Origin of the sequence: Palleronia caenipelagi (assembly GCF_007004065.1) — a bacterium.
Taxonomy (GTDB): domain Bacteria; phylum Pseudomonadota; class Alphaproteobacteria; order Rhodobacterales; family Rhodobacteraceae; genus Palleronia; species Palleronia caenipelagi.
Genome location: NZ_VFSV01000013.1, coordinates 13,762 through 33,677, shown reverse-complemented (window position 1 = coordinate 33,677; position 19,916 = coordinate 13,762). Strand labels below are relative to the sequence as shown.

Annotated in this window: 15 protein-coding genes; 11 read left to right on the top strand and 4 right to left on the bottom strand. The window is 62.8% G+C overall.

All coding sequences use genetic code 11. The features are described from left to right. Position 1: 1 nt before the first annotated feature. Positions 2–2,314 (top strand): mechanosensitive ion channel domain-containing protein, encoded by a 2,313-nt coding sequence (locus FEV53_RS09575; RefSeq protein ID WP_142834592.1) that lies wholly within the window; start codon positions 2–4, stop codon positions 2,312–2,314. 122 nt (positions 2,315–2,436) lie between these two features. Here the strand turns inward: FEV53_RS09575 and FEV53_RS09570 are convergent, their stop codons facing one another. Both FEV53_RS09570 and FEV53_RS09565 read right to left on the bottom strand, forming a co-directional pair. Beyond that, positions 2,437–3,762 (bottom strand): ammonium transporter, encoded by a 1,326-nt coding sequence (locus FEV53_RS09570; protein ID WP_185962156.1) that lies wholly within the window; start codon positions 3,760–3,762, stop codon positions 2,437–2,439. A 34-nt stretch (positions 3,763–3,796) separates the two neighbouring features. Beyond that, positions 3,797–4,135, bottom strand: coding sequence for a P-II family nitrogen regulator (locus FEV53_RS09565; protein WP_142834591.1), 339 nt, complete (start codon positions 4,133–4,135; stop codon positions 3,797–3,799). A gap of 256 nt (positions 4,136–4,391) precedes the next feature. Here FEV53_RS09565 and FEV53_RS09560 point away from each other — a divergent pair, with 256 nt between their 5' ends. Both FEV53_RS09560 and aroC read left to right on the top strand, forming a co-directional pair. Next, positions 4,392–6,596 carry a transglycosylase domain-containing protein gene (locus tag FEV53_RS09560; RefSeq protein WP_142834590.1) on the top strand — a complete coding sequence of 735 codons (2,205 nt, stop codon included), beginning with the start codon at positions 4,392–4,394 and terminating at the stop codon, positions 6,594–6,596. A 69-nt stretch (positions 6,597–6,665) separates the two neighbouring features. After that, the gene (gene aroC / locus FEV53_RS09555) at positions 6,666–7,769 is read left to right on the top strand and encodes a chorismate synthase (RefSeq protein WP_142834589.1); all 1,104 of its coding nucleotides are present in this window, start codon (positions 6,666–6,668) and stop codon (positions 7,767–7,769) included. A 125-nt stretch (positions 7,770–7,894) separates the two neighbouring features. On the opposite strand, the gene FEV53_RS09550 is transcribed toward aroC, so the two are convergent. Beyond that, the gene (locus FEV53_RS09550; protein WP_142834588.1) at positions 7,895–8,998 is read right to left on the bottom strand and encodes a THUMP domain-containing class I SAM-dependent RNA methyltransferase; all 1,104 of its coding nucleotides are present in this window, start codon (positions 8,996–8,998) and stop codon (positions 7,895–7,897) included. Here FEV53_RS09550 and FEV53_RS09545 point away from each other — a divergent pair. The 4 genes from FEV53_RS09545 to FEV53_RS09530 all read left to right on the top strand — a co-directional run bounded on the left by FEV53_RS09545 (position 8,997) and on the right by FEV53_RS09530 (position 14,244). Next, positions 8,997–10,496, top strand: coding sequence for an alkaline phosphatase D family protein (locus tag FEV53_RS09545; RefSeq protein ID WP_246100771.1), 1,500 nt, complete (start codon positions 8,997–8,999; stop codon positions 10,494–10,496). The genes FEV53_RS09550 and FEV53_RS09545 overlap by 2 nt on opposite strands. Positions 10,497–10,586: 90 nt before the next feature. Continuing rightward, positions 10,587–11,105, top strand: coding sequence for a 2Fe-2S iron-sulfur cluster-binding protein (locus tag FEV53_RS09540; protein WP_142834587.1), 519 nt, complete (start codon positions 10,587–10,589; stop codon positions 11,103–11,105). Beyond that, a complete protein-coding gene (locus FEV53_RS09535) occupies positions 11,102–12,073 on the top strand; it encodes an FAD binding domain-containing protein (protein ID WP_142834586.1) in 972 nt (323 codons plus the stop codon). The genes FEV53_RS09540 and FEV53_RS09535 overlap by 4 nt, the downstream gene beginning before the upstream one ends. Then, positions 12,070–14,244 (top strand): xanthine dehydrogenase family protein molybdopterin-binding subunit, encoded by a 2,175-nt coding sequence (locus FEV53_RS09530; protein WP_142834585.1) that lies wholly within the window; start codon positions 12,070–12,072, stop codon positions 14,242–14,244. Before FEV53_RS09535 ends, FEV53_RS09530 begins: the two co-directional genes overlap by 4 nt. Before the next feature lie 36 nt (positions 14,245–14,280). Here FEV53_RS09530 and FEV53_RS09525 read toward each other — a convergent pair whose 3' ends face one another. Further along, complete coding sequence (locus FEV53_RS09525) at positions 14,281–14,892, bottom strand: response regulator transcription factor (protein WP_142834584.1); 612 nt, start codon at positions 14,890–14,892, stop codon at positions 14,281–14,283. Between the two features lie 296 nt (positions 14,893–15,188). On the opposite strand from FEV53_RS09525, the gene FEV53_RS09520 reads away from it, so the two are divergent. The 4 genes from FEV53_RS09520 to cobF all read left to right on the top strand — a co-directional run bounded on the left by FEV53_RS09520 (position 15,189) and on the right by cobF (position 19,894). Further along, on the top strand, positions 15,189–15,737 hold the full coding sequence (locus FEV53_RS09520) for a putative pterin-binding protein (protein ID WP_142834583.1): 549 nt from the start codon (positions 15,189–15,191) through the stop codon (positions 15,735–15,737). Between the two features lie 101 nt (positions 15,738–15,838). Continuing rightward, a complete protein-coding gene (locus tag FEV53_RS09515) occupies positions 15,839–18,325 on the top strand; it encodes a hybrid sensor histidine kinase/response regulator (protein WP_142834582.1) in 2,487 nt (828 codons plus the stop codon). Between the two features lie 109 nt (positions 18,326–18,434). Then, the gene (cobA, locus tag FEV53_RS09510; RefSeq protein WP_142834581.1) at positions 18,435–19,160 is read left to right on the top strand and encodes a uroporphyrinogen-III C-methyltransferase; all 726 of its coding nucleotides are present in this window, start codon (positions 18,435–18,437) and stop codon (positions 19,158–19,160) included. Continuing rightward, positions 19,160–19,894 (top strand): precorrin-6A synthase (deacetylating), encoded by a 735-nt coding sequence (gene cobF / locus FEV53_RS09505; RefSeq protein ID WP_142834580.1) that lies wholly within the window; start codon positions 19,160–19,162, stop codon positions 19,892–19,894. The genes cobA and cobF overlap by 1 nt, the downstream gene beginning before the upstream one ends. The last annotated feature ends 22 nt before the right edge of the window (positions 19,895–19,916 follow it).

Here is a 19,916-nt window from a genome sequence, read left to right as displayed (position 1 = left end):
GATGACACTGCGACAGATTCTCTCGCCGCTCGCGCTCGCTCTCGTAGCGCTTTTCACCCTCGTCACCGCATCACTGGCGCAGGATACGGGTGCAGCCGGTGATGCCACCGGCAAATCAGACGTGGAGCTGCTGATCGACGTCATCTCTGACGATCAGAAGCGCACGGATCTGCTGGAGCGTTTGAAGGCGGGCGAAGCAGCGCAGAGCGAAACTGAGACTTCTGACAGCGCAACGGCTTCGAGCGGGGAGACCGCATCGGAGGATCCGGGGACAGAAGCCGATGCGATCGGTCGGCAGCTGGCACAGGCCACTCAGCAGGTCGCGCAGGACATCGCCGGATCAATGCGACGGTTCTGGAACGCGCTCATGCGCCTTCCTCAACGGATCGGCTCTCTCGGTGATATCAGCCTGCCAACGCTGCTCTCGGCGTTTTCGGGTCTTGCCCTGATCATCGTCTCGACCGTCATCGTCTACTGGCTGCTGCGCCGTGTCGCCAAGCCCATCTACCGAAATGTGGGACATACGGCGCGCGAGGCCGGATGGATGCGCAGCTTTGTGCTGTGGCTGGCCACGGGAGTGCTGGACCTGATGACGGTCCTCGTGGCCTGGGCGGTGGGCTACGGCATCGCAACACTGGCTATTGGCGAAGCCGGCCAGATCAGCCTGCGTCAGTCCATGTATCTGAACGCCTTCTTGGTCGTGGGCGCCGTACGCGTGGGTCTACGGATGATCCTGTCGCCGGGGGCCAACGAATTGCGCGTCTTGCCCATGTCGCAAAAGACCGCCCGCCGGCTGACCCGCTGGCTCAGCCTGATCATCGGCTTCGTGGGCTACGGCGCGATGCTGGTGGTTCCCATCGTGCGCTCCGAGGTCTCTTATGCCGCCGGGTCCTCCCTGATTACGCTGATCGCCCTCACGGCCATCGCCCTTTTCGCTGTTCTTGTGCTGCGGTACCAGACGCGGTTTGGCGACTGGATGACCGGCGAAAACGGGATCATTGGGGGACAGGGCGCGCTGCACTGGCTCGCCCGACGCTGGCACTGGCCAGTCCTGATATACCTCTTCCTGCTGGCTGGGATCATTTTGGTGAGCCCGTCCTGGCTGGTGTTCAAGAGCCTTCAAAATTCCGGAGAAGTGCTGCTGGTGGTCCTTGCGGGCATCGCGCTGTCGACGCTCATCAGCCGCGCAATGGCGCGGGGCATCAGCTTGCCCGAGGATGTAAATGCGCGCTTCCCGATGATGGAGCGCCGCCTCAACAGCTTCGTGCCGAAGCTCCTGATGATCCTGCGCGCCCTCATCGCTATTGTCGTTGTGGTGGTCGCCCTCGGAGCGATCAACGTCATCAACCCCTCGGACTGGATCGGCGCGACTTTCATGGGGCGCCTGGTCACTGTGATCGTCATCCTGACCATCGCTTTCGTCATCTGGCTGACGCTCACCTCCTACGTCGATTACCGTCTGAACCCGTTCTATGGCAGCGTGCCGTCTGCCCGTGAACGTACCTTGTTTGCCCTTGGCCGAAACGCCGCCAATATCGCGCTGGTGGTCCTCACCCTCATGTTTGTGCTGGCCGAAATCGGCATCAACATCGCGCCCCTTCTGGCGTCTGCCGGGGTGCTGGGTCTCGCCATCGGCTTTGGCGCCCAGAAGCTCGTACAGGACATCATCACCGGCGTGTTCATCCAGCTCGAACGGGCGATGAATGTGGGCGACGTGGTCACCGTTGGCGGCACGACCGGGACGGTCGAGCGCCTCACGATCCGCTCGGTTTCCCTGCGCGACGTCTCCGGCGTCTACCACATCATCCCGTTTTCCTCGGTGGATCTGGTCTCAAATTTCGTCCGCGATTTCAGCTATTACCTCTGCGACATGGGCGTGGCCTATCGGGAGGATGTATCCGAGGTCAAAGCCGCGATGGAAGACGCATTCGCCGTGCTGAACGGTGACCCGGACTACGCCGACAACATCATTGGCGAGTTCGAGTGGTTCGGCGTGCAGGAGCTTGCGGATTCCGCCGTCATTCTGCGGGTCCGGATCAAATGCGCCCCCGGAACCCAATGGACGGTGGGGCGCCGCTACATGGAAATCTGCAAGCGCATCTTCGACGCCCGCGATATCGAGATCCCCTTCCCGCATCAAACGCTGACAATGGCGCAATCGAAATCCGGCGAGACCGAAACGCTGAACATCGTGTCGCACGAAAAACACCGGACAGCCCCCCCTCAGTCACAGGACCAAACTTCTGCGGACGCGCCAGAACAGCGGAGCGAGCACGTCCTCGACCAACCCCCGGATGATGGCGGAGAGACCTGACCGGTTTCTCTTTGTGTTTGGAAATGCCCCTTTCCCAGCTCGATCCACGGACCTGACGGACCAAACAGAAAATGCCCGGGCCATGGCTCGGGCATCTTCTGTTTTCACACTTGGGGGGTATCTCAGCCCTTACCGAAATCAGGGTAGGCTTCCATGCCCAGCTCGGCCACATCGAGACCGTTGATCTCGTCCTCTTCTGGCACCCGTATGCCAAAGACCTTGTCGATCACCGTCCACACTATAAAGCTCACGACGAAGACGAAGAGCCCGATGGCCAGCACACCGATGGCCTGTGTGACGAAGGACGCGTCGGGGTTCGACAGTGGCACGACCATCGTGCCCCAGATACCGGCCACGAGGTGCACAGGGATCGCGCCAACCACATCATCGATCTGCATCCGGTCGAGCATCGGCACCACGAAGACCACGATAACACCGCCCACGGCACCGATCAGGGTTGCGCCCCCAAGGCTCGGCATCAGCGGTTCGGCGGTGATCGAGACCAGACCCGCCAGCGCGCCATTCAGGATCATGGTGAGATCGGGCTTTTTGTAGAGGATCTGGGTCAGGATCAGCGCCGCCACCGCACCGCCCGCAGCGGCAGTGTTCGTGTTGGCAAAGATCCGGCCCACATCGGTGATATCGCCCACGGTGCCCGCCGCAAGCTGCGATCCACCGTTAAAGCCGAACCAGCCCAGCCACAGCACGAAGGTCCCGAGGGTTGCCAGCGCCAGGTTCGAGCCCGGGATCGGGTTCACGCGGCCACCGCGATACTTGCCGATGCGCGGCCCAAGGACGATGGCTCCGGCCAGCGCGGCAAAGCCACCGGCAGCGTGGACGAGGGTCGAGCCCGCGAAATCGCTGAAGCCCTTCTCCGACAGCCAGCCGCCGCCCCACTGCCAGGACGCCTCGATCGGATAGATAAAGCCCGTCAGCACGACGACGAACAGCAGAAACGGCCACAGTTTGATCCGCTCGGCGAGGGTGCCCGAGACGATCGACGCGGTGGTGGCGCAGAACATCAGCTGGAAGAAGAAGTCAGAGGCCACCGAGGCATATCCCAGATCCGCATCCGCCGCCGCGAGACCCACCGGCTCCAGCGAGGCGGGGCTGAACAGGGTGCCGAGCCAACCGGCCATGGCCCAGCCGTCGCCCGGATACATCAGGTTATAACCCACCGCGTAATAAAGCAGTGCGGCGATGGCAAAGAGGGCCATGTTCTTCGTCAACTGCATTGTGACGTTCTTCGACCGCACCAGCCCGGCCTCCAGCATGGCAAAGCCCGCCGCCATCCAGAAAACGAGGAATCCGCAGATCAGGAACAGGAAGGTGGTCATGATATAGGGGCCGATCTCGTCGAACCCCGGTGCCGCGGCCTCTTGCGCCGCAGCCGCCACCGGGAGCAGCATCAGCGCGGTACTCGCGGCAAGTGTCTTGAAAAGTCTCATGATGTTTCTCTTCTCTCGGAGTGGTTCAGTTGCGTCAGACGGCGTCGATATCGCGTTCACCCGTGCGGACACGGATCGCGCTCTCGACATCGAGGACGAAGATCTTGCCGTCGCCGATCTTCTCGGTGCGGGCCTTGGTCTGGATCGTTTCGACCACCTGCTCGGCCATTTCAGCAGGAACGACGATCTCCAGCTTGACCTTCGGCACGAAATTCACCGCGTATTCGGCGCCGCGATAGATCTCGGTATGGCCGGATTGGGCTCCGAACCCCTTGATTTCTGTTACCATCATGCCGCGAACGCCGATCTCGGTAAGGGCTTCGCGCACCTCCTCGAGCTTGAACGGCTTGATGGCTGCTATGATCAGTTTCACGTTGGTCCCTCTCATGCTGCGGGCAGCGCGTGAGCGCCTCCGACCCAGTTCGGCTCTCTGGCGGCAGTGCAGCAATGATTCCGCAGGCGCAGCGAACACGGCAAAGGCGAAACTTGCACAATTTGTGCGCAATTTTTGGGAGATGCCTGTTTTTTGGGCGGTGCATATCCGCCGAGGACGTTGCGTTGGAGGTTCTCCGTCACCACCTCCGAGGGTATAAGACCCGCAAAAGAGCAGACCAAACGGACCCGAACCCATGGCCAGGAAACGGCTCGTCGCCCCGAAACGTACCCGCCGGAGCACGACAAAATCCCGCAAAGCCTCCCCGGCGCGCGCCAAACAGGCGCCGCGCCGCAGCACGCGCCGCCGTCGTGGCGGTCCGCGGCGCAGGCGCGGTCTTCTGGGCTGGATCGCGGCACCTTTCGTCTGGGTGTTCCGCCTGTTCATGGCGCTGATGCTCCGCGGCGGCATCATCGTCGCGCTGATGATCGGGGCGGCGGTGATCTACATTTACTCGACCCTGCCCGAGTATCAGGCGCTCCTCGACGGGCGCTCCCGCGGGTCGGTCACGCTGCTGGACCGCAACGGCGAGATCTTTGCGTGGCGGGGCGAGCAGTTTGGCGGGCAGATCAGCACCGGGACGGTCAGCCCCTATCTACGTGACGCCATCATCGCGACGGAGGATAAACGGTTCCGATATCACCCCGGCGTGGACCCCATCGGCATCGCGACAGCCATCCGCATCAACCTCAGCGAGGGACGCGGGCCGCTCTCGGGTCATGGCGGCTCGACCCTGACCCAGCAGACAGCGAAACTGATCTGCCTCGGCGTGCCCTATGACCCCGACAAATGGGAAGACGAGACCGCATATGAGGCCGATTGCCGCGAGAGCTCCCTATGGCGCAAGGCCAAGGAAGCCGTCTATGCTCTCGCGCTCGAGGCCAAATACACCAAGGACGAAATCCTCACGATCTATATGAACCGGGTGTTCCTCGGCGCAGGCTCGCGCGGCTTTGAGGCCGCTGCCCAGCGCTATTTCGGCAAATCCGCCAATGAGGTGGACGCCGCAGAGGCGGCGATGCTGGCGGGCCTTCTCGTGGCTCCTACCCGCTACGCGCCCACCGCCAACCTCGAACGCAGCCAGAACCGCGCGGCCGTGATCGTGCGGCTGATGGAGGAACAGGGCTATCTGACCACCGCCGAAGCCCAGCGCGCGCGCCAGAACCCCGCCCGCCTCTCGGCTGCGGCCGAGGCGAGGGCAGGCGGCTATTTTGCCGACTGGGTCATGTCGCAGGCCCCCGACTTCCTGACCACGAAAACCACCGAGGACGTGATCCTGCGCACGACCTTTGACCAGCGCATCCAGCGCGCCGCCGAGCGGGCGCTGCAACATGTCTTCGACACCAAGGTCAAAGCGGGCTCCAAAGCGCAGGCCGCCATCGTGGTCATGTCCGCCGACGGTGCCGTGCGCGCGATGGTGGGCGGACGCCGCTTCAAGGGCGTGGCGGGTCAGTTCAACCGCGCCATCATGGCAAAACGCCAGACGGGTTCAGCCTTCAAGCCCTTCGTCTACGCCACTGCGCTTGAGCTTGGCTATTCGCCGCTCGACACGGTCGTTGACGAACCCACGACAATCAATGTCCCTGGCTCCGGCCCCTGGAAGCCCGAAAATTACACCCGCAACTATCGCGGTCGGGTCACTATGCTCGAGGCACTGGAAGACAGCCTGAATATCCCGGCGGTCAAGGTCTCCGAAGCCGTGGGCCGCAACAATGTCCGCCGCGTCGCGACGGATTTCGGCATCGACAACGAACTGGCCAACGGGCCGTCTCTGGCACTGGGCGTGTCCGAATCGACGCTACTGGAGATGAGCGGCGCCTATGCGGGCATCCTGAATGGCGGCACCTCGGTGACGCCCTATGGCATCCTCGACTTGCGAATGAAGGGTGAGAGCAGCCCAATCATCGGTCAGACCGGCGGCCTGGGCGAGCGGGTGATCTCCACCTCCGCCGCGCGGCAACTGGTCTATATGATGAGCAAGGTCATCGACGAGGGCACCGGCACCCGCGCACAACTGGGCGGACGTCCCGCTGCGGGCAAGACCGGCACCACCCAGGCCGCCCGCGACGCGTGGTTCCTGGGCTTCACCGCCGATTACGTGGCGGGCGTCTGGATGGGATACGACGATAACACCCCGCTCAAAGGTGTGACCGGAGGCGGTCTGCCCGCCGAAATCTGGCGCGAGACGATGCTGCGGGTCCATGATGGGATGCCGGTCCATGCCCTGCCAATGGAGGGTCCCACCACCCCGGCCGCTCCGGAACCCGCACCCCAACCGCAGAATAACGACCGCATCGTGCGCTCCCCCAATGACAAGCTTATCGGGCGCGTCCCCAACACGCCCGCCAATGTGGCCGAGCGGATCATCAACGATGTGATGGGCCGGATCTTCGGCAATTGAGAGGTCGGGGACCCTTGAGGCCCCCGCTGCTCCCGCGTAACAGGACTTGCCAGAACCGGGAGCGAGCGCATGAGCATGAACACCTACGGCCACCTGTTCCGTGTCACGACCTGGGGCGAGAGCCACGGGCCGGCGCTCGGGGCGACCGTCGATGGCTGCCCCCCCGGCATCCCGCTCTGCGAAGAGGACCTGCAACACTGGCTGGATAAGCGCAAACCGGGCCAGAACCGCTTTACCACCCAGCGCCGGGAACCCGACGCGGTGGAGATCCTGTCCGGCGTCTACGAAGGCCAGACCACAGGCACCCCGATCCAGCTGATGATCCGCAACACTGACCAGCGGTCGAAGGATTACGGTGACATCGCCGAGAAATTCCGCCCCGGCCATGCGGACATCACCTACTGGCAGAAATATGGCATCCGCGATCCGCGCGGCGGCGGTCGGTCTTCGGCCCGCGAAACAGCGGCGCGCGTAGCTGCGGGCGGGGTAGCGCGCCGTGCACTAGCCGTGCTGGCCCCCGAGATCGATATTGTGGGTTATATGGTCCAGATGGGTCCACACCGAGCCGATCCGGCGAATTTCGACCTGGAACAGATCCCACAAAACCCCTTCTGGACCCCCGATCCCGAAGCCGCCGAGGTGTGGGGCGCCTATCTCGACGCCCTGCGCAAGTCCGGCGATTCCGTCGGCGCCGCGATTGAGGTGCGCATCTCCGGCGCTCCTGCCGGGTTGGGCGCGCCGATCTATGGCAAGCTCGACACCGACCTCGCCGCCGCGATGATGTCGATCAACGCGGTCAAAGGCGTCGAAATTGGCGAAGGCATGGCGTCTGCTGGCCTCACCGGCACCGAAAATGCCGATGAAATTGAGATGGGCGAATCCGGCCCGGTCTACAACTCCAACCACGCGGGCGGCATCCTCGGCGGCATCTCCACCGGCCAGGACATCATCGTGCGCTTTGCCGTGAAACCCACCAGCTCCATCCTCACCCCGCGCAAGACCATCACCCGTGACGGTCAACCCACCGAGATCGTCACCAAAGGCCGCCACGATCCCTGCGTCGGCATCCGCGCAGTGCCCGTCGGCGAAGCAATGGCTGCGGCTGTGATCCTCGATCACCTGCTCCTTCACCGCGGACAGGTCGGTGACGGCCCACGCGGCGCGATCGGCTGATCCGCCCCGTCTTTTTCAACTGTCGGATGGGTATTTGTGAACACAAAGAAGCAAGGTGCTATCCTCCTATTCTTTGTGTTTCAAAATACCCAAACCCCGACCGACCATGTCGGCGCGGCGCGTTTTCAGGAGATCCGCGCCTGATAGAGGCGCACCCTCAGGCCGCCATGGGCGATATCGGGGCCAACGGTAAGCGGCAGTTCCGTGGCTTTCGCCAGTCCTCCATCCGAGGTAACGATCCCGACGCGCCAGCCTGCGAACCGTTCCCGAAGAACCGCGCCGAGGGAAGCGTGAAGGGCAAAAAGCGGGCGCCGATTGCCGATCCGTGCGCCATAGGGTGGGTTCGCTATAACCAGACCGGGTGGCCCATCAGGGGGCACGATCTCGGAAACAGGTCTAGCGAGAAATTCGGTCACACCCGCCAAATGCGCCCGGGCTGCGTTGGCCGTAGCCCCGCGGATCGCACCGGCATCGCGGTCGCTGCCAACGAAGCGCACAGAGCTCTCGGGCGCGTTCCAGGCACGCCGTAAGGCGGCAACGGAAACGGCATTGTAGCCTGCCAAACTCTCAAAAACGAAGGATCGCTCCGCTCCGGGTTGATGGCCAGCAGCAATTGCGGCGGCTTCGAGAACGAAAGTCCCCGAGCCGCACATGGGATCCAGCACCGGCTCCGTCCCGGTATATCCGCAGGCACGGAGGATGGAGGACGCCATCGTTTCGCGCATGGGCGCCTTGCCCGTCCACTCCTTGTAGCCACGACGGTGAAGCGGCTCTCCGGAGGTATCCACCGAGATCGTCACCAGATCATCGGCAATCCGCACCTTTACGACCAGCTCCGCGTCTTCTGTCACCGGCGCGCCAAGCGTCTCGGTGATCGCCCGCGCCACGCGCTGACGGGCAGCACCGGCGTGGTAAATGCGGGAGGCCCGGCAGGTTGCCTCAACCTTGACGGGCACGTCAGGGCGCAGGAACGCGGCCCAGTCGACCTTCCGGGAGCGCTTGTCGAGCTGCGCCACATGCATCGCGCGGAAGCTGGCCATGCGCAACAGGACCCGCGTCGCCCCCCGCAGTTCTAGATTGGCCCGCCAGATCTCCGGCCAGCCGCCCTGAAATGCCACACCGCCGGGGGTGATCTCACCCGGCACAAAGCCCAGATCGTGCATTTCATCGGCGAGATACGTCTCAAGCCCGGGCGCACAGATCGCGAAAAGATCAAAAAGAGCGGTCATGGGATTTCCTTATCCGCGCGATCCGGGCATGGCGACTGGAAAACACCGTTGCATCCGCCGACACCGCGGTTACCTGTGGAGCATGTCGATACACGCGATCCATTCCGGACCCATGCTCTTTCTGCGGGCTGCCGAGGGCGGCGCCCTGCGACTGGCTGTCACTTGCCTGCGACCCGCAGACAGCCCCGCGCCGGTGATCCGCACCACCGACAGAGTGCCGGTGGAAGCCCTGACGACCCGCGCGGGCACGACGCTCTGGCGCAGCGAGATTGTGGTTACCGAAAGCCATCCCCGCTACGAGGTTGACGGCACGGCCTATGAGGTCGCGATCCCCGACGAGGGCGACATGACTGTCGCATTCACCTCCTGCAACGGGCAGGAAAGAGGCGATCTCGACAGGTCAGAGGAGGAGCGCAACCTCATGTGGGCGCGACTTCACCGGCGGATGGGCCATGAGCCGGTGCACCTGCTGCTGCATGGGGGAGATCAGATCTACGCCGATGAGGTGACGGAATCGCATCCCTTGTCGGCGAAATGGCCTGACGAGGTGCCAGAGGAGATCTCCGCCGCCGAGCGGCATGATCTGCGGGAGACGCTCGCCAATGGGTTCTTTCTGCGCTACGCCACCCAACGCGCGCAGGCCGGTTATGGAGACGTGGTTTCCCGCGTTCCGTCCTTGTGTATGTGGGATGACCACGACATCTGCGATGGCTGGGGATCGCTGCCTCAAAAGGCTCAGAACAGCGAGCTGGCCACAATCCTGTTCGAGGCAGCGCGGGAGGCGTTTCTGCTGTTCCAGTTTGGCTGTCGTGGCGATGAGCACCCCGAGATTTGCTCCGGCCGAACCAGCGCGTTCTCCTGGCGGATGGATTTGCCGGGACTGAGTGTGATCGCGCCGGATCTTCGCTCCACCCGGACAAAGCGACAGGTGATGGATGCCCATAGCTGGGCCGATCTGGATAGCCTGCTCCACAGCACCGAGGCGCAGACCCTGCTGATCTCGTCCGTGCCCGCGCTCGGGCCCCGGCTCTCCTGGGTCGAACGGGCGATGAAGCTCACCCGGCGGATGGAAGAGTACGAAGATGACTTGCGTGACCAGTGGCAGAGCTACGCTCATCGGGACGAATGGTGCCGGTTTCTTCGGGCCCTGATGGCCGTCCATGATGGCGAAGAGACCTCGCTGGCTGTGCTGTCGGGTGAAATCCACCTTGCCATGCGCGCGACGATGAAGACCGACACCGGCCATATGCATCAGCTCGTGGCCTCCGGCATCTCGCACCCTGCGCCACCGGAAAAGATGGCGATTGCCTTGAGCTGGCTGGCCCGTCTCGGCGAAGCGCCGCTCAAGGGCCATCCAATCCGGATGCACCCGTTACCCGGCCAGACGCGCCCCTATGTCGCCCAGCGCAATTATCTGCTGCTGCGGCGGCGCGAGGGCCAATGGGCGGCGGTCTGGGATCTGGAGGACAGCGGCGAAACCGACCCCCTGCCGATCTGACGACCAAGCGCCAGATGTCGCACGAAATATTGCGGGACTTCTATCTGCACCGTCCTATGTAACGGATGACTTGCAGGGAGAGAGGTTACCATGCGCGTCAGCCTGACCGTCAACGACACCCCCCGGACGCTGGATCTGGATCCGAGGACGAGCTTGCTCGATGCGCTCCGGGATCATTTGCACCTGACCGGCACCAAGAAAGGCTGCGACCACGGCCAATGCGGCGCCTGCACTGTGCTGGTGAACGGCGAGCGGGTGAATTCCTGCCTCTGCCTCGCGGTCATGCATGATGGTGACGAAGTGACCACCATCGAGGGCCTTGGCACGCCGGAAAATCTGTCACCTCTGCAGGCCGCGTTTGTAAAGCATGACGGATTCCAGTGCGGCTACTGCACCCCCGGGCAGATCATGTCGTCCCACGCAATGCTGAAGGAGATCGCCCGAGGGTGGCCCTCGCACGTGACTGAAGATCTGAGCGCGAAGGCCGAGCTGACGATCGAAGAGCTGAAAGAACGCATGAGCGGCAACCTATGCCGCTGCTCCGCCTATAAAGGAATCGCGGACGCGATCCTTGAGGCGGCGGCAGAGCAAAGGGAGGCTGCGGAATGAAGAGCTTCGATTACGTCCGCCCCGAAACCGCCGACGCGGCCCATGAGGCCGCCGGGAGATTCATCGCAGGCGGGACAAACCTGATTGACCTGATGAAATTGCAGGTGGAGACGCCGGAAAAGCTGGTGGACATCAACCGCCTTGACCTGCGCGGGATCTCCACCGAGGGCGACGGGCTGAAAATTGGTGCGCTGGTCAGCAACTCCGAACTGGCCGCTGATCTGCGGATCCGCACCGATTATCCGCTTCTAAGCCGCGCGCTCCTGTCCGGCGCGACCCAGCAGCTCCGCAACAAGGCCACCACCGGCGGCAACTTCCTGCAGCGCACCCGCTGCCCGTATTTTTACGAGCCGCATCAGGCTTGTAACAAGCGCACCCCCGGCGAGGGCTGCTCCGCGCAGGGTGGGGTAACCCGGATGCTGGCCGTCCTGGGCACGTCAGAGCATTGTCTGGCCGCGCACCCTTCCGACATGGCTGTGGCCATGCGCGCGCTGGATGCCAAAATCGCCGTGACCCGCGCCGACGGGACGACCGAACGTCTCGCGCTGGATGACTTCTACCTGCTGCCGGGCGACCGACCCGACCGCGAAACGGTGCTGGAACCCGGCGACCTGATCACCGCGGTCCACCTGCCTGCTCCAGCCGCCGGACGGCAAACCTATCGCAAGGTTCGCGACCGCTCCTCCTACGCCTTCGCACTGGTTTCTGTCGCGGCACGGATCGCCATGGAGGATGGCAAGATTTCCGATGCCGCGCTGGCCTTTGGTGGTCTGGCCCCACGCCCATGGCGGGATGGAGCCGTCGAAGAGATCCTGATCGGCGAGGCGCCCTCAGAGGCGCTGTTTGGTAAAGCGGCAGACCGGCTGTTGGCCGAAGCCAAGGGCGCGGGCGGCAATGATTTCAAGATCCCGCTCACCCGCCGCACCCTGATCGCTGTCCTCAACGACCTGACCGGAGAGAGCGCATGACCACCGAACTGAAGATGGACGTCCCGCAGCCCCGGTTCCTCGACCAGACCCAACAGGGCGTTCTGGGCAAGCCGATCCCGCGGGTCGATGGCGCGCTGAAGGTCACCGGGCAAGCGACCTACGCCGCTGAATGGCAAATGGACGACATGGCCCACGGGGTCTTTGTCGGCGCCGCGATCCCCAAGGGTCACTTTACCATCGACCGGGACTCGATTGCCGGAATGGACGGCTTTCTAGGGCTCTATACCGACAACCTCGTCCGCAATTCCGCTCGGGGGACGCTGAACACCAACCCTGTGCAGCCCGGCGACAGAGTCGACTATCTCGGCCAGTCGATTGCGCTGGTTGTCGCCGAAACCTTCGAGCAGGCCCGCGATATGGCGGCTGCTCTCAAGGTCTCATACACGCGCGACGATGACGCCGTGACCGACCTGTCGGAGTACGACGATTGGGAACTCAAGGTCGGCATCGAACTGGGCGACGTGGATGCGGCCATGGATGCGGCCCATAAGAGCGTCGATTTGGAATATACGACCAAGGGTCACAACTCTGGGGCCATGGAACTGCATGGCTCGATCGCCAGCTGGGACGGCGACCACGTGACGGTGCGCAGCTCCCTGCAAATGCTGGGCTTCAACCGCAACGAACTCGCCGATTCTCTCGGCGTTCCACCGGAGCAGGTACGGCTCCTGTCGCCCTACGTGGGCGGTGGGTTCGGCAGCAAACTCGGCATCGGCCCGGACAGCGTCGGCGCCGCCGTGGCCGCCCGCGATCTGGGTCGCCCGGTGCGCGTGGTACTCACCCGCCCGCAGGTGTTTGACACCACCATCCGCCGCACCGAGACCCGCCAGCACATCCGGCTGGCGGCCAATCAGGACGGGCGCCTGACCGGCATCTCCCACGTGAACTGGCAGTCTAACCTGCCCGGCGAAGGCCATGCCGAGCCCGTCGATGCCGCCACGCGGTTCCTCTACGCGGGCGAGAACCGCTACTGCGCCCATTACATGGCGCGGCGGAACAGTCCCGCTACTGGGGACGTCCGGTCACCGGGTGAAGCGGTGGGGATGCTGACACTTGAGGCCGCCATGGACGAGCTGGCCGAAGCGCTTGAGATGGATCCGATTGACCTGCGCATCCGCAACATCCCTGAGGTGCATCCGGGCAATGGCAAACCGATCTCCAGCAACGGCATGGCCTCTTCGCTCCGGCAGGGGGCGGAGGCCTTTGGCTGGGATCAGCGGCAGCCCACCGGAACGCGGCGCGAGGGCGAGTGGCTCATCGGCATGGGCGTCGCAGCCGCAGCCCGCGCCAACCTGCTGATGCCCAGCAGCGCGCGGGTGACCCTGAACCCGGATGCGACGGCCGTGGTTGAGACCGACATGACCGATATCGGCACGGGCACATACACGATTCTCGGCCAGATCGCCGCCGAGACACTTGGGCTGCCCACGGAGAGCGTCACCGTCCATCTGGGCGATTCGAATTTCCCGACCGCCTCGGGGTCCGGAGGCTCTTGGGGCGCGACGTCTTCGGGATCTTCCGTGCTGATCGCCGCACGCGCCATCCGCAAGACGCTGGCCGAGCGCATGGGCTGCGAAGAAGAAGCGCTGACTCTCAAGGACGGCATGGCGACCGGCGGCAATAAGCGCTCGGCCCTAAGCGAGTTGATCGATCAGCCGATCTCCGAGGAGGGCAAGATCGACAAGGGCAAGCTCACCAAGGGCACGCACCAGGCGGGCTATGGTGCGCATTTTGCCGAGGTCGCCGTAAATACCGTGACCGGCGAAGTCCGCGTCCGTCGCATGCTGGCGGCCATGGCCGCAGGGCGGATCCTGAATGAGCAGACCGCGCGCAGCCAGGTCTATGGTGGCCAGATCTGGGGCATCGGCTCGGCTCTGCACGAGGGGTTGGAGTTCGACACGAGAACCGGTCACATCGCCAACCATACGCTAGGCGAGTACTACGTTCCGGTGCATCTGGATGTGGGCGATCTGGACGTGCTCTTTATCGACGAGCGCGACGACATGGCGAACCCGATGCAGGCAAAAGGCATCGGTGAGCTAGGGTTCTGTGGTGCCGCTGCAGCGGTTGCGAACGCGATCTACAATGCCTGCGGTGTGCGGATCCGCGATTTCCCAGCTACGCCGGACCGGATTTTCCCGCATCTCTGAAACTCTGCGCCGTCCCTTCGGCAGGAGGGGCGGCCGTCAGAACAATCCTGCGTCACGTCCAATCATCGCTGCCTGAGTGCGATTGGCCGCGTCAATTTTACGGTAAAGTGTCTTGACGTGCAGCTTCACGGTCGCTTCGCTGACCTCCAGCTCGCGACCGATCTCTTTGTTCGACAGGCCCCGCGTCAGCCGTTCAAGCACCTGCATTTCACGCGGTGACAGCAATTCCTGCAAAGAACGATTCGCCTTGTCACCCTCAGCCCCGAGAGAGCGCGGCCAGTATCGGTTGCCATTTACCATATTTCGCACGGCCATGATGAATTCTTCCGCCGATATATCCTTTGGAATGATACCCACAGCCCCCTGAGACAGGGCTTCCCGTGCAACGCTGGCGCTGATCGTTCCGGAGATAATTGCGACCCGAGGCCCCTGCTCAAGCTTAAGAATTCGCCGCAAGCCCTCAAGGCCGCGCATGCCCGGCATGGAAAAGTCTAGCAGAACAAGATCGAACGGCCCGGAGGTCCGGACCTTTACCAGAGCTCCGCCCAGATCCGCAGCGCTCTCCACAGTGAATTCGCCCGTGCCTTCCAGATATTGACTGAAGATATCGATGAGTAGACCGTGGTCGTCTGCTATAAGAATACGCATCCTGCTCCCTCTTCCCTGTCGGGCGCTGTGCTGCTGAAGCCGCTGATGCACCAAACTAACCGAAACGGTGAAGACATTGCGGACAATTTTGCAAAATACAACCATTTAGAAATCATATTAATAAAATGATCTTTTTAAGCGGGAATGAAAACGGCGGTCTGGCAGCAGGAAACTCCTACCCCTAAGGATAGGGACCTGTCCTCAAGTCTACCTTTAGCTGAGAAGCTTTGCCGGTATGCACTTTCTCCTGTATGGTATGCATTGGGGTCGAGGTGCCATTAGCCGTAGGATGGAAAATGATCAGAGTTGTTGCTTACTCAATAGTCACGTTTACATTGTTAACGTTTTCTACCCTGTTTGTTTTTGCTGGCTCTGACAGCAAAGGTGAACCCGGCATGGAATTGCCGACTCCGATGGGTGACGTGATTCTGCGGGTCACTGGCGACATTGACGTGACGAACTCGGAAGACGGTCAGACGGCCGAGTTCGATTTCGACATGCTACAGGCTCTAGGTGCCGAAGAAATCGTCACGCGCACGATCTGGACCAACGGAGAACAGACCTTTACCGGCGTCCTTTTGAACGATTTGCTGAACGCGGTTGGTGCAGACGTGGAGTCGGTGCGGGCTTACGCCGTCAACGACTACAAGATCGACATCCCCGCCTCCGATTGGGCCGGTCCCGGGCCGATCATCGCCTATTTGCAGAACGGGAAACCCATGCCGCTCCGACGCAAGGGGCCTTTGTGGATCATCTATCCTTATGACGAGTTTCCGCAGTTCAAAACAAAAGTTACATACGCACGGAGTGTCTGGCAGCTGGCGGAGATCAGGGCCGGCGAATAGCGGCGTCCAGATAAAAAGGGGGGCGGGGTCTGACACATTCGGCGCGACATGCTCTCCGGAACTACCGTCCGGCGGCTTTTCACCTGTCGATCCTCTTTTTCGTGGTGACATTGGTCCTGGCCTCACTTCTGCCATCCGCACGGCAGGAGATGGAGCGGCTGTCGATTGCGCCAGACGACAGCGTTAGTTGGTCCCTCTCCCAGTCCGAACTGGAGTTTTTGCGCTTCCAGCTGGCCGTCACCCGGGCCAGCAAGGGCGAAGGATCGCTGAGCGATGTCCGGACATGGTTCGACGTGTTCTACAGCCGAATCGACCTGCTCTGTGAGGCCGACGCTTACGCATTCATGCGCGAAACCCAGCGTTTTCATGTCGCACTGACACAGACCAAACAGTTTCTGGAAAGCATTGTCGATGATATCGATGCGCCGGATGCGGCGTTGCGGGCGTCGCTGCCGCGGCTCGAAACCTCTCTCGCCGGTTTTACGGACCTCATCCATGAGATGGTGTTCGACGGGGTCATGACGCGGACCTCAAATGCCGATAGCAAGCGCCTGCATGAAAGACGGCTTCTCACCGCCCTGCTCGGGGCGATCCTGTTGTTTTTCGTCATCATGGCGGGGCTCGGCATCTGGCTTTGGCGCACCGACCGGATCAGCCACAACCGTGGACGCCGGCTCCACGAAGCCCATGAGCGCATGACCACGATCGTCGAGACCTCCCGCGATGCGGTGGTGATGACCGATACCAGGTTCAGGGTCCTGACATTGAACAGGGTTGCGGAAGAGACCTTTCATCTGGGCGAGCGGCCCGGAGCTCCGGCAGATCTGGTCAAACGTCTCTTTCCGTCCCATGACCCCAAAGACATTCGACGCCGCCTGACAGACGCCTCTAATCGTCAGCGCGAAGGGCGCGGCGGGGGGCAGGTGGAGCTCGTCGCCGTCACAGCCAAGGGCAAAGAGGTCCCCGTCGAGATTTCGATTGATCTCGGTGTGGATGGCCACAGTAACAGCTACGTGCTGTTCATCCGGGATATCACCGCCCGGAAAGCGGCCGAACAGGAATTACGCGACGCAAGAGACGAGGCCCTCGCCGGGCAACAGGCGAAATCGAATTTCGTCGCCATGATGAGCCACGAAATGCGGACCCCGCTCAACGGTTTGATCGGGACGTTGAACCTGCTCAAGAACTCAGACCTGTCGTCCCGACAGTCCGAATTGCTGTCAGCATCCGCTGTTTCCGCCAACCATCTGAAAAATCTGGTGAATGACGTCTTGGATCTGTCAAGCTTCGAAGCTGGCAAGATCTCCATCACACCCCGAAATTTCGATCCGACGGCATTGCTAAACGATCTCGTTGAAGCAACCGACGGTCTCGCGCGGGAGGCGGGGAACCACCTGAGTTGGCGCTGGGTTGGACAACCAGTGCCACGCATCTGCACCGACCCGCGCAGGCTGTCGCAAATCATGCTGAACCTGATCGGCAACGCGATAAAGTTCACCGAGAACGGACAGATTCAGATCGAGGCCCTTTTTCATCCCGACCCTACCCCGGCAGGTCGGCTGGAGTTGCGCGTCCATGACGCAGGGATCGGCATCAGTCCCGAAGATCAGGACAGGATCTTCGAAGATTTCGAAACAATCGCGGGTAAGGAACAACAGCCTCAGATCGGCACGGGTCTGGGCCTCGGGATCGCCCGCCGCATGACCTATCTGCTCAAAGGGCAGATCCATGTGGACAGCACCCCCGGCGAAGGCAGCACGTTCTCGATCACCATTCCTCTCCTGCCGTTGGAGTGTGACAGGGAAACGGCAGAGATTGACCCGGACGCGCAATCCCGACAGATGACCGTGTTGGTTGCAGATGACAACGATATCAACCGTCTCGTCCTACGCGAACTGCTCATGGAGATGGGGCATGAAGTAGTCGAAGCCACCGACGGTAACGAAGCTGTGGCCTTTGCCGAAGAGGCCCGGTTTGATGCGATCCTCATGGACATCGCCATGCCCGGCCTGAACGGCCATGAAGCGACCCGCCAGATCCGCGCGGGCAGCGGCCCAAATACGGACGTTCCGATTATCGCGGTCACGGCGCATGCACTGCCCGAGCACAGAGAACGGTACCTGGCTGCTGGCATGACGGACTGTGTGACAAAGCCCCTTGATCGAGAAGATCTGGTCTGGGCACTGGGCGCGTCTCGCGGCAAGATTCGCCGCGCGCCCGTGGAGCCACGCCTCCCGGAGCTGATCGAGCAGACCCGCCTCGCCTCTCTGGTCAGCTCGCTTCCGCCAACGACTCTGCCGCGTCTGATGGATAAGTTCGTCGAGGAAAATGATTGCTTCACGCAGGCCCTGACCGAAGGCCGGCTGTCCCTCAGAGATATTCAACAGGACTCCCATCGCCTTGCTGGCTCGGCGGCCTCCTTTGGCCTCACTGCGATGCGGCAAAAGCTGAACGAGATGGAAACGAAAGCTCTCGAAGGCGAAGACCCCACGCCTGAGGAACGCCGTCATCTGCTGGCGCTCTGGGAGCAGAGCCGGACGCGGCTGGAAGTCGAGATTGAGGCGCTCACGACTGAGGCGGTTGGATAACGGTCGTTGTCTTCGCAGTTCCGGTTGCACCTCTCCACCCGTCAATGCCAAAGAGTCCGCAGACCGCAAGGAGCGCGCCGATGCCCCCCACTGGGACAGATCCAAACTGATGACCTCGCCGGTGAGTTTTGTCGGCTCGGGTCCCGGCGACCCTGAGCTTTTGACGTTGAAAGCCGCAGACCGCCTGCGCCGCGCCGATGTGGTGCTGTTCGACGACCTGTCTTCGGGCCCGATCCTCAGCCATGTGCGCCCCGGGGCTGAGCTGGTCGCAGTGGGCAAGCGCGCCGGGCGCCCCTCGCCGAAACAGGACCATGTCAGCCGTCTTCTGGTCGATTACGCCCGGCAGGGTGGGCGGGTCGTGCGGTTGAAGTCCGGCGATAGCGGCCTCTTCGGGCGGTTGGAGGAAGAGCTGATCGCCCTGCGCGAAGCCGGGCTCAGCTACGAGATCATCCCCGGCGTCCCCTCCGCCATCGCGGCAGCCGCGGCGGCGGGCATTCCACTGACCCGGCGCCTGACGGCGCGGCGGGTACAGTTCGTCACCGGGCACGACGCCAAAGGCACCCTGCCCTCCGATCTCGACCTTGCGGCCCTCGCAGATCCGGGTGCGACAACAGTGGTTTTCATGGGCAAGCGGACCTTTCCCAAACTGGCCGAAGCCCTCATTGCCCGCGGCCTGCCCGCCAATCACCCCGCCATTCTGGCCGAAGCCGTCAGCACCCCGGACCAACACATCCACCGATCCACGGTGGCCGGACTGGCGGACCACCTCGCAGCGGAGATCGGCACCGCACCTGCGCTGATTCTCTACGGCCCTCTCGCCGGGGACGACCTTTGATGGAACTGCGGCTGATCGGCATCGGCATGGGCGCGCTGGGGCATGTGACCCTCGACGGGATGGAGTCCCTGCGCGGTGTACGGACCATTCTCCTGCCGCAAAAAGGTGCGGGCAAGGAAGACCTCGCACATTTGCGCGAGCGGATCATCGAGGCCAGCGGGACGGCGGCGCGGATCGTCACCTTCGACTATCCGACCCGTGACCCCGCTTTTGATTACGCCACGCGGGTCGAACTTTGGCATGACGAGATCGCCCGCCGCTGGTCCGCCGCTCTTGAGGGCTCCGAAAGCCCCGTGGCGCTGCTGGTCTGGGGGGATCCATCTCTTTACGATTCGACCCTCCGCATTGCTGCACGGCTCGACCCCGCGCCGCAGGTCCGCGTCATCCCTGGCATCACCGCGCTACAGGCCCTCACTGCCGCCCACGCCATCCCCCTGAACCGGGTAAATGGCCCCGTCACCATCACCACCGGCCGACGACTACGCGATGAGGGCTGGCCCGAAGGCGCGGAGACGGTCGCCGTGATGCTCGACGGGGAGTGCAGCTTCCAAACCCTGCCGCAGGATGATCTGTGGATCTGGTGGGGCGCCTATCTGGGTATGGAAGAGGAAGTCCTGCACGCGGGCCCACTGCCCGGCACAACGCCGGATATCCTCGCCACGCGCGAGGCCGAACGGGCGCGGCATGGCTGGATCATGGACACCTACCTGCTCCGGCGAGGTCCCGGGGGTTAATCCTCTTGCCGCGACCGGGCCA

Coding starts and splice junctions, on each gene's coding strand:
- FEV53_RS09525 (WP_142834584.1), bottom strand. CDS start 14,892: ATGCGTATTCTTATAGCAGACGACCACGGTCTACTCATCGATATCTTC.
- FEV53_RS09535 (WP_142834586.1), top strand. CDS start 11,102: ATGAAGAGCTTCGATTACGTCCGCCCCGAAACCGCCGACGCGGCCCAT.
- FEV53_RS09540 (WP_142834587.1), top strand. CDS start 10,587: ATGCGCGTCAGCCTGACCGTCAACGACACCCCCCGGACGCTGGATCTG.
- aroC (WP_142834589.1), top strand. CDS start 6,666: ATGAGCATGAACACCTACGGCCACCTGTTCCGTGTCACGACCTGGGGC.
- FEV53_RS09545 (WP_246100771.1), top strand. CDS start 8,997: ATGGGATTTCCTTATCCGCGCGATCCGGGCATGGCGACTGGAAAACAC.
- FEV53_RS09550 (WP_142834588.1), bottom strand. CDS start 8,998: ATGACCGCTCTTTTTGATCTTTTCGCGATCTGTGCGCCCGGGCTTGAG.
- cobA (WP_142834581.1), top strand. CDS start 18,435: ATGACCTCGCCGGTGAGTTTTGTCGGCTCGGGTCCCGGCGACCCTGAG.
- FEV53_RS09560 (WP_142834590.1), top strand. CDS start 4,392: ATGGCCAGGAAACGGCTCGTCGCCCCGAAACGTACCCGCCGGAGCACG.
- FEV53_RS09575 (WP_142834592.1), top strand. CDS start 2: ATGACACTGCGACAGATTCTCTCGCCGCTCGCGCTCGCTCTCGTAGCG.
- cobF (WP_142834580.1), top strand. CDS start 19,160: ATGGAACTGCGGCTGATCGGCATCGGCATGGGCGCGCTGGGGCATGTG.
- FEV53_RS09570 (WP_185962156.1), bottom strand. CDS start 3,762: ATGAGACTTTTCAAGACACTTGCCGCGAGTACCGCGCTGATGCTGCTC.
- FEV53_RS09520 (WP_142834583.1), top strand. CDS start 15,189: ATGATCAGAGTTGTTGCTTACTCAATAGTCACGTTTACATTGTTAACG.
- FEV53_RS09530 (WP_142834585.1), top strand. CDS start 12,070: ATGACCACCGAACTGAAGATGGACGTCCCGCAGCCCCGGTTCCTCGAC.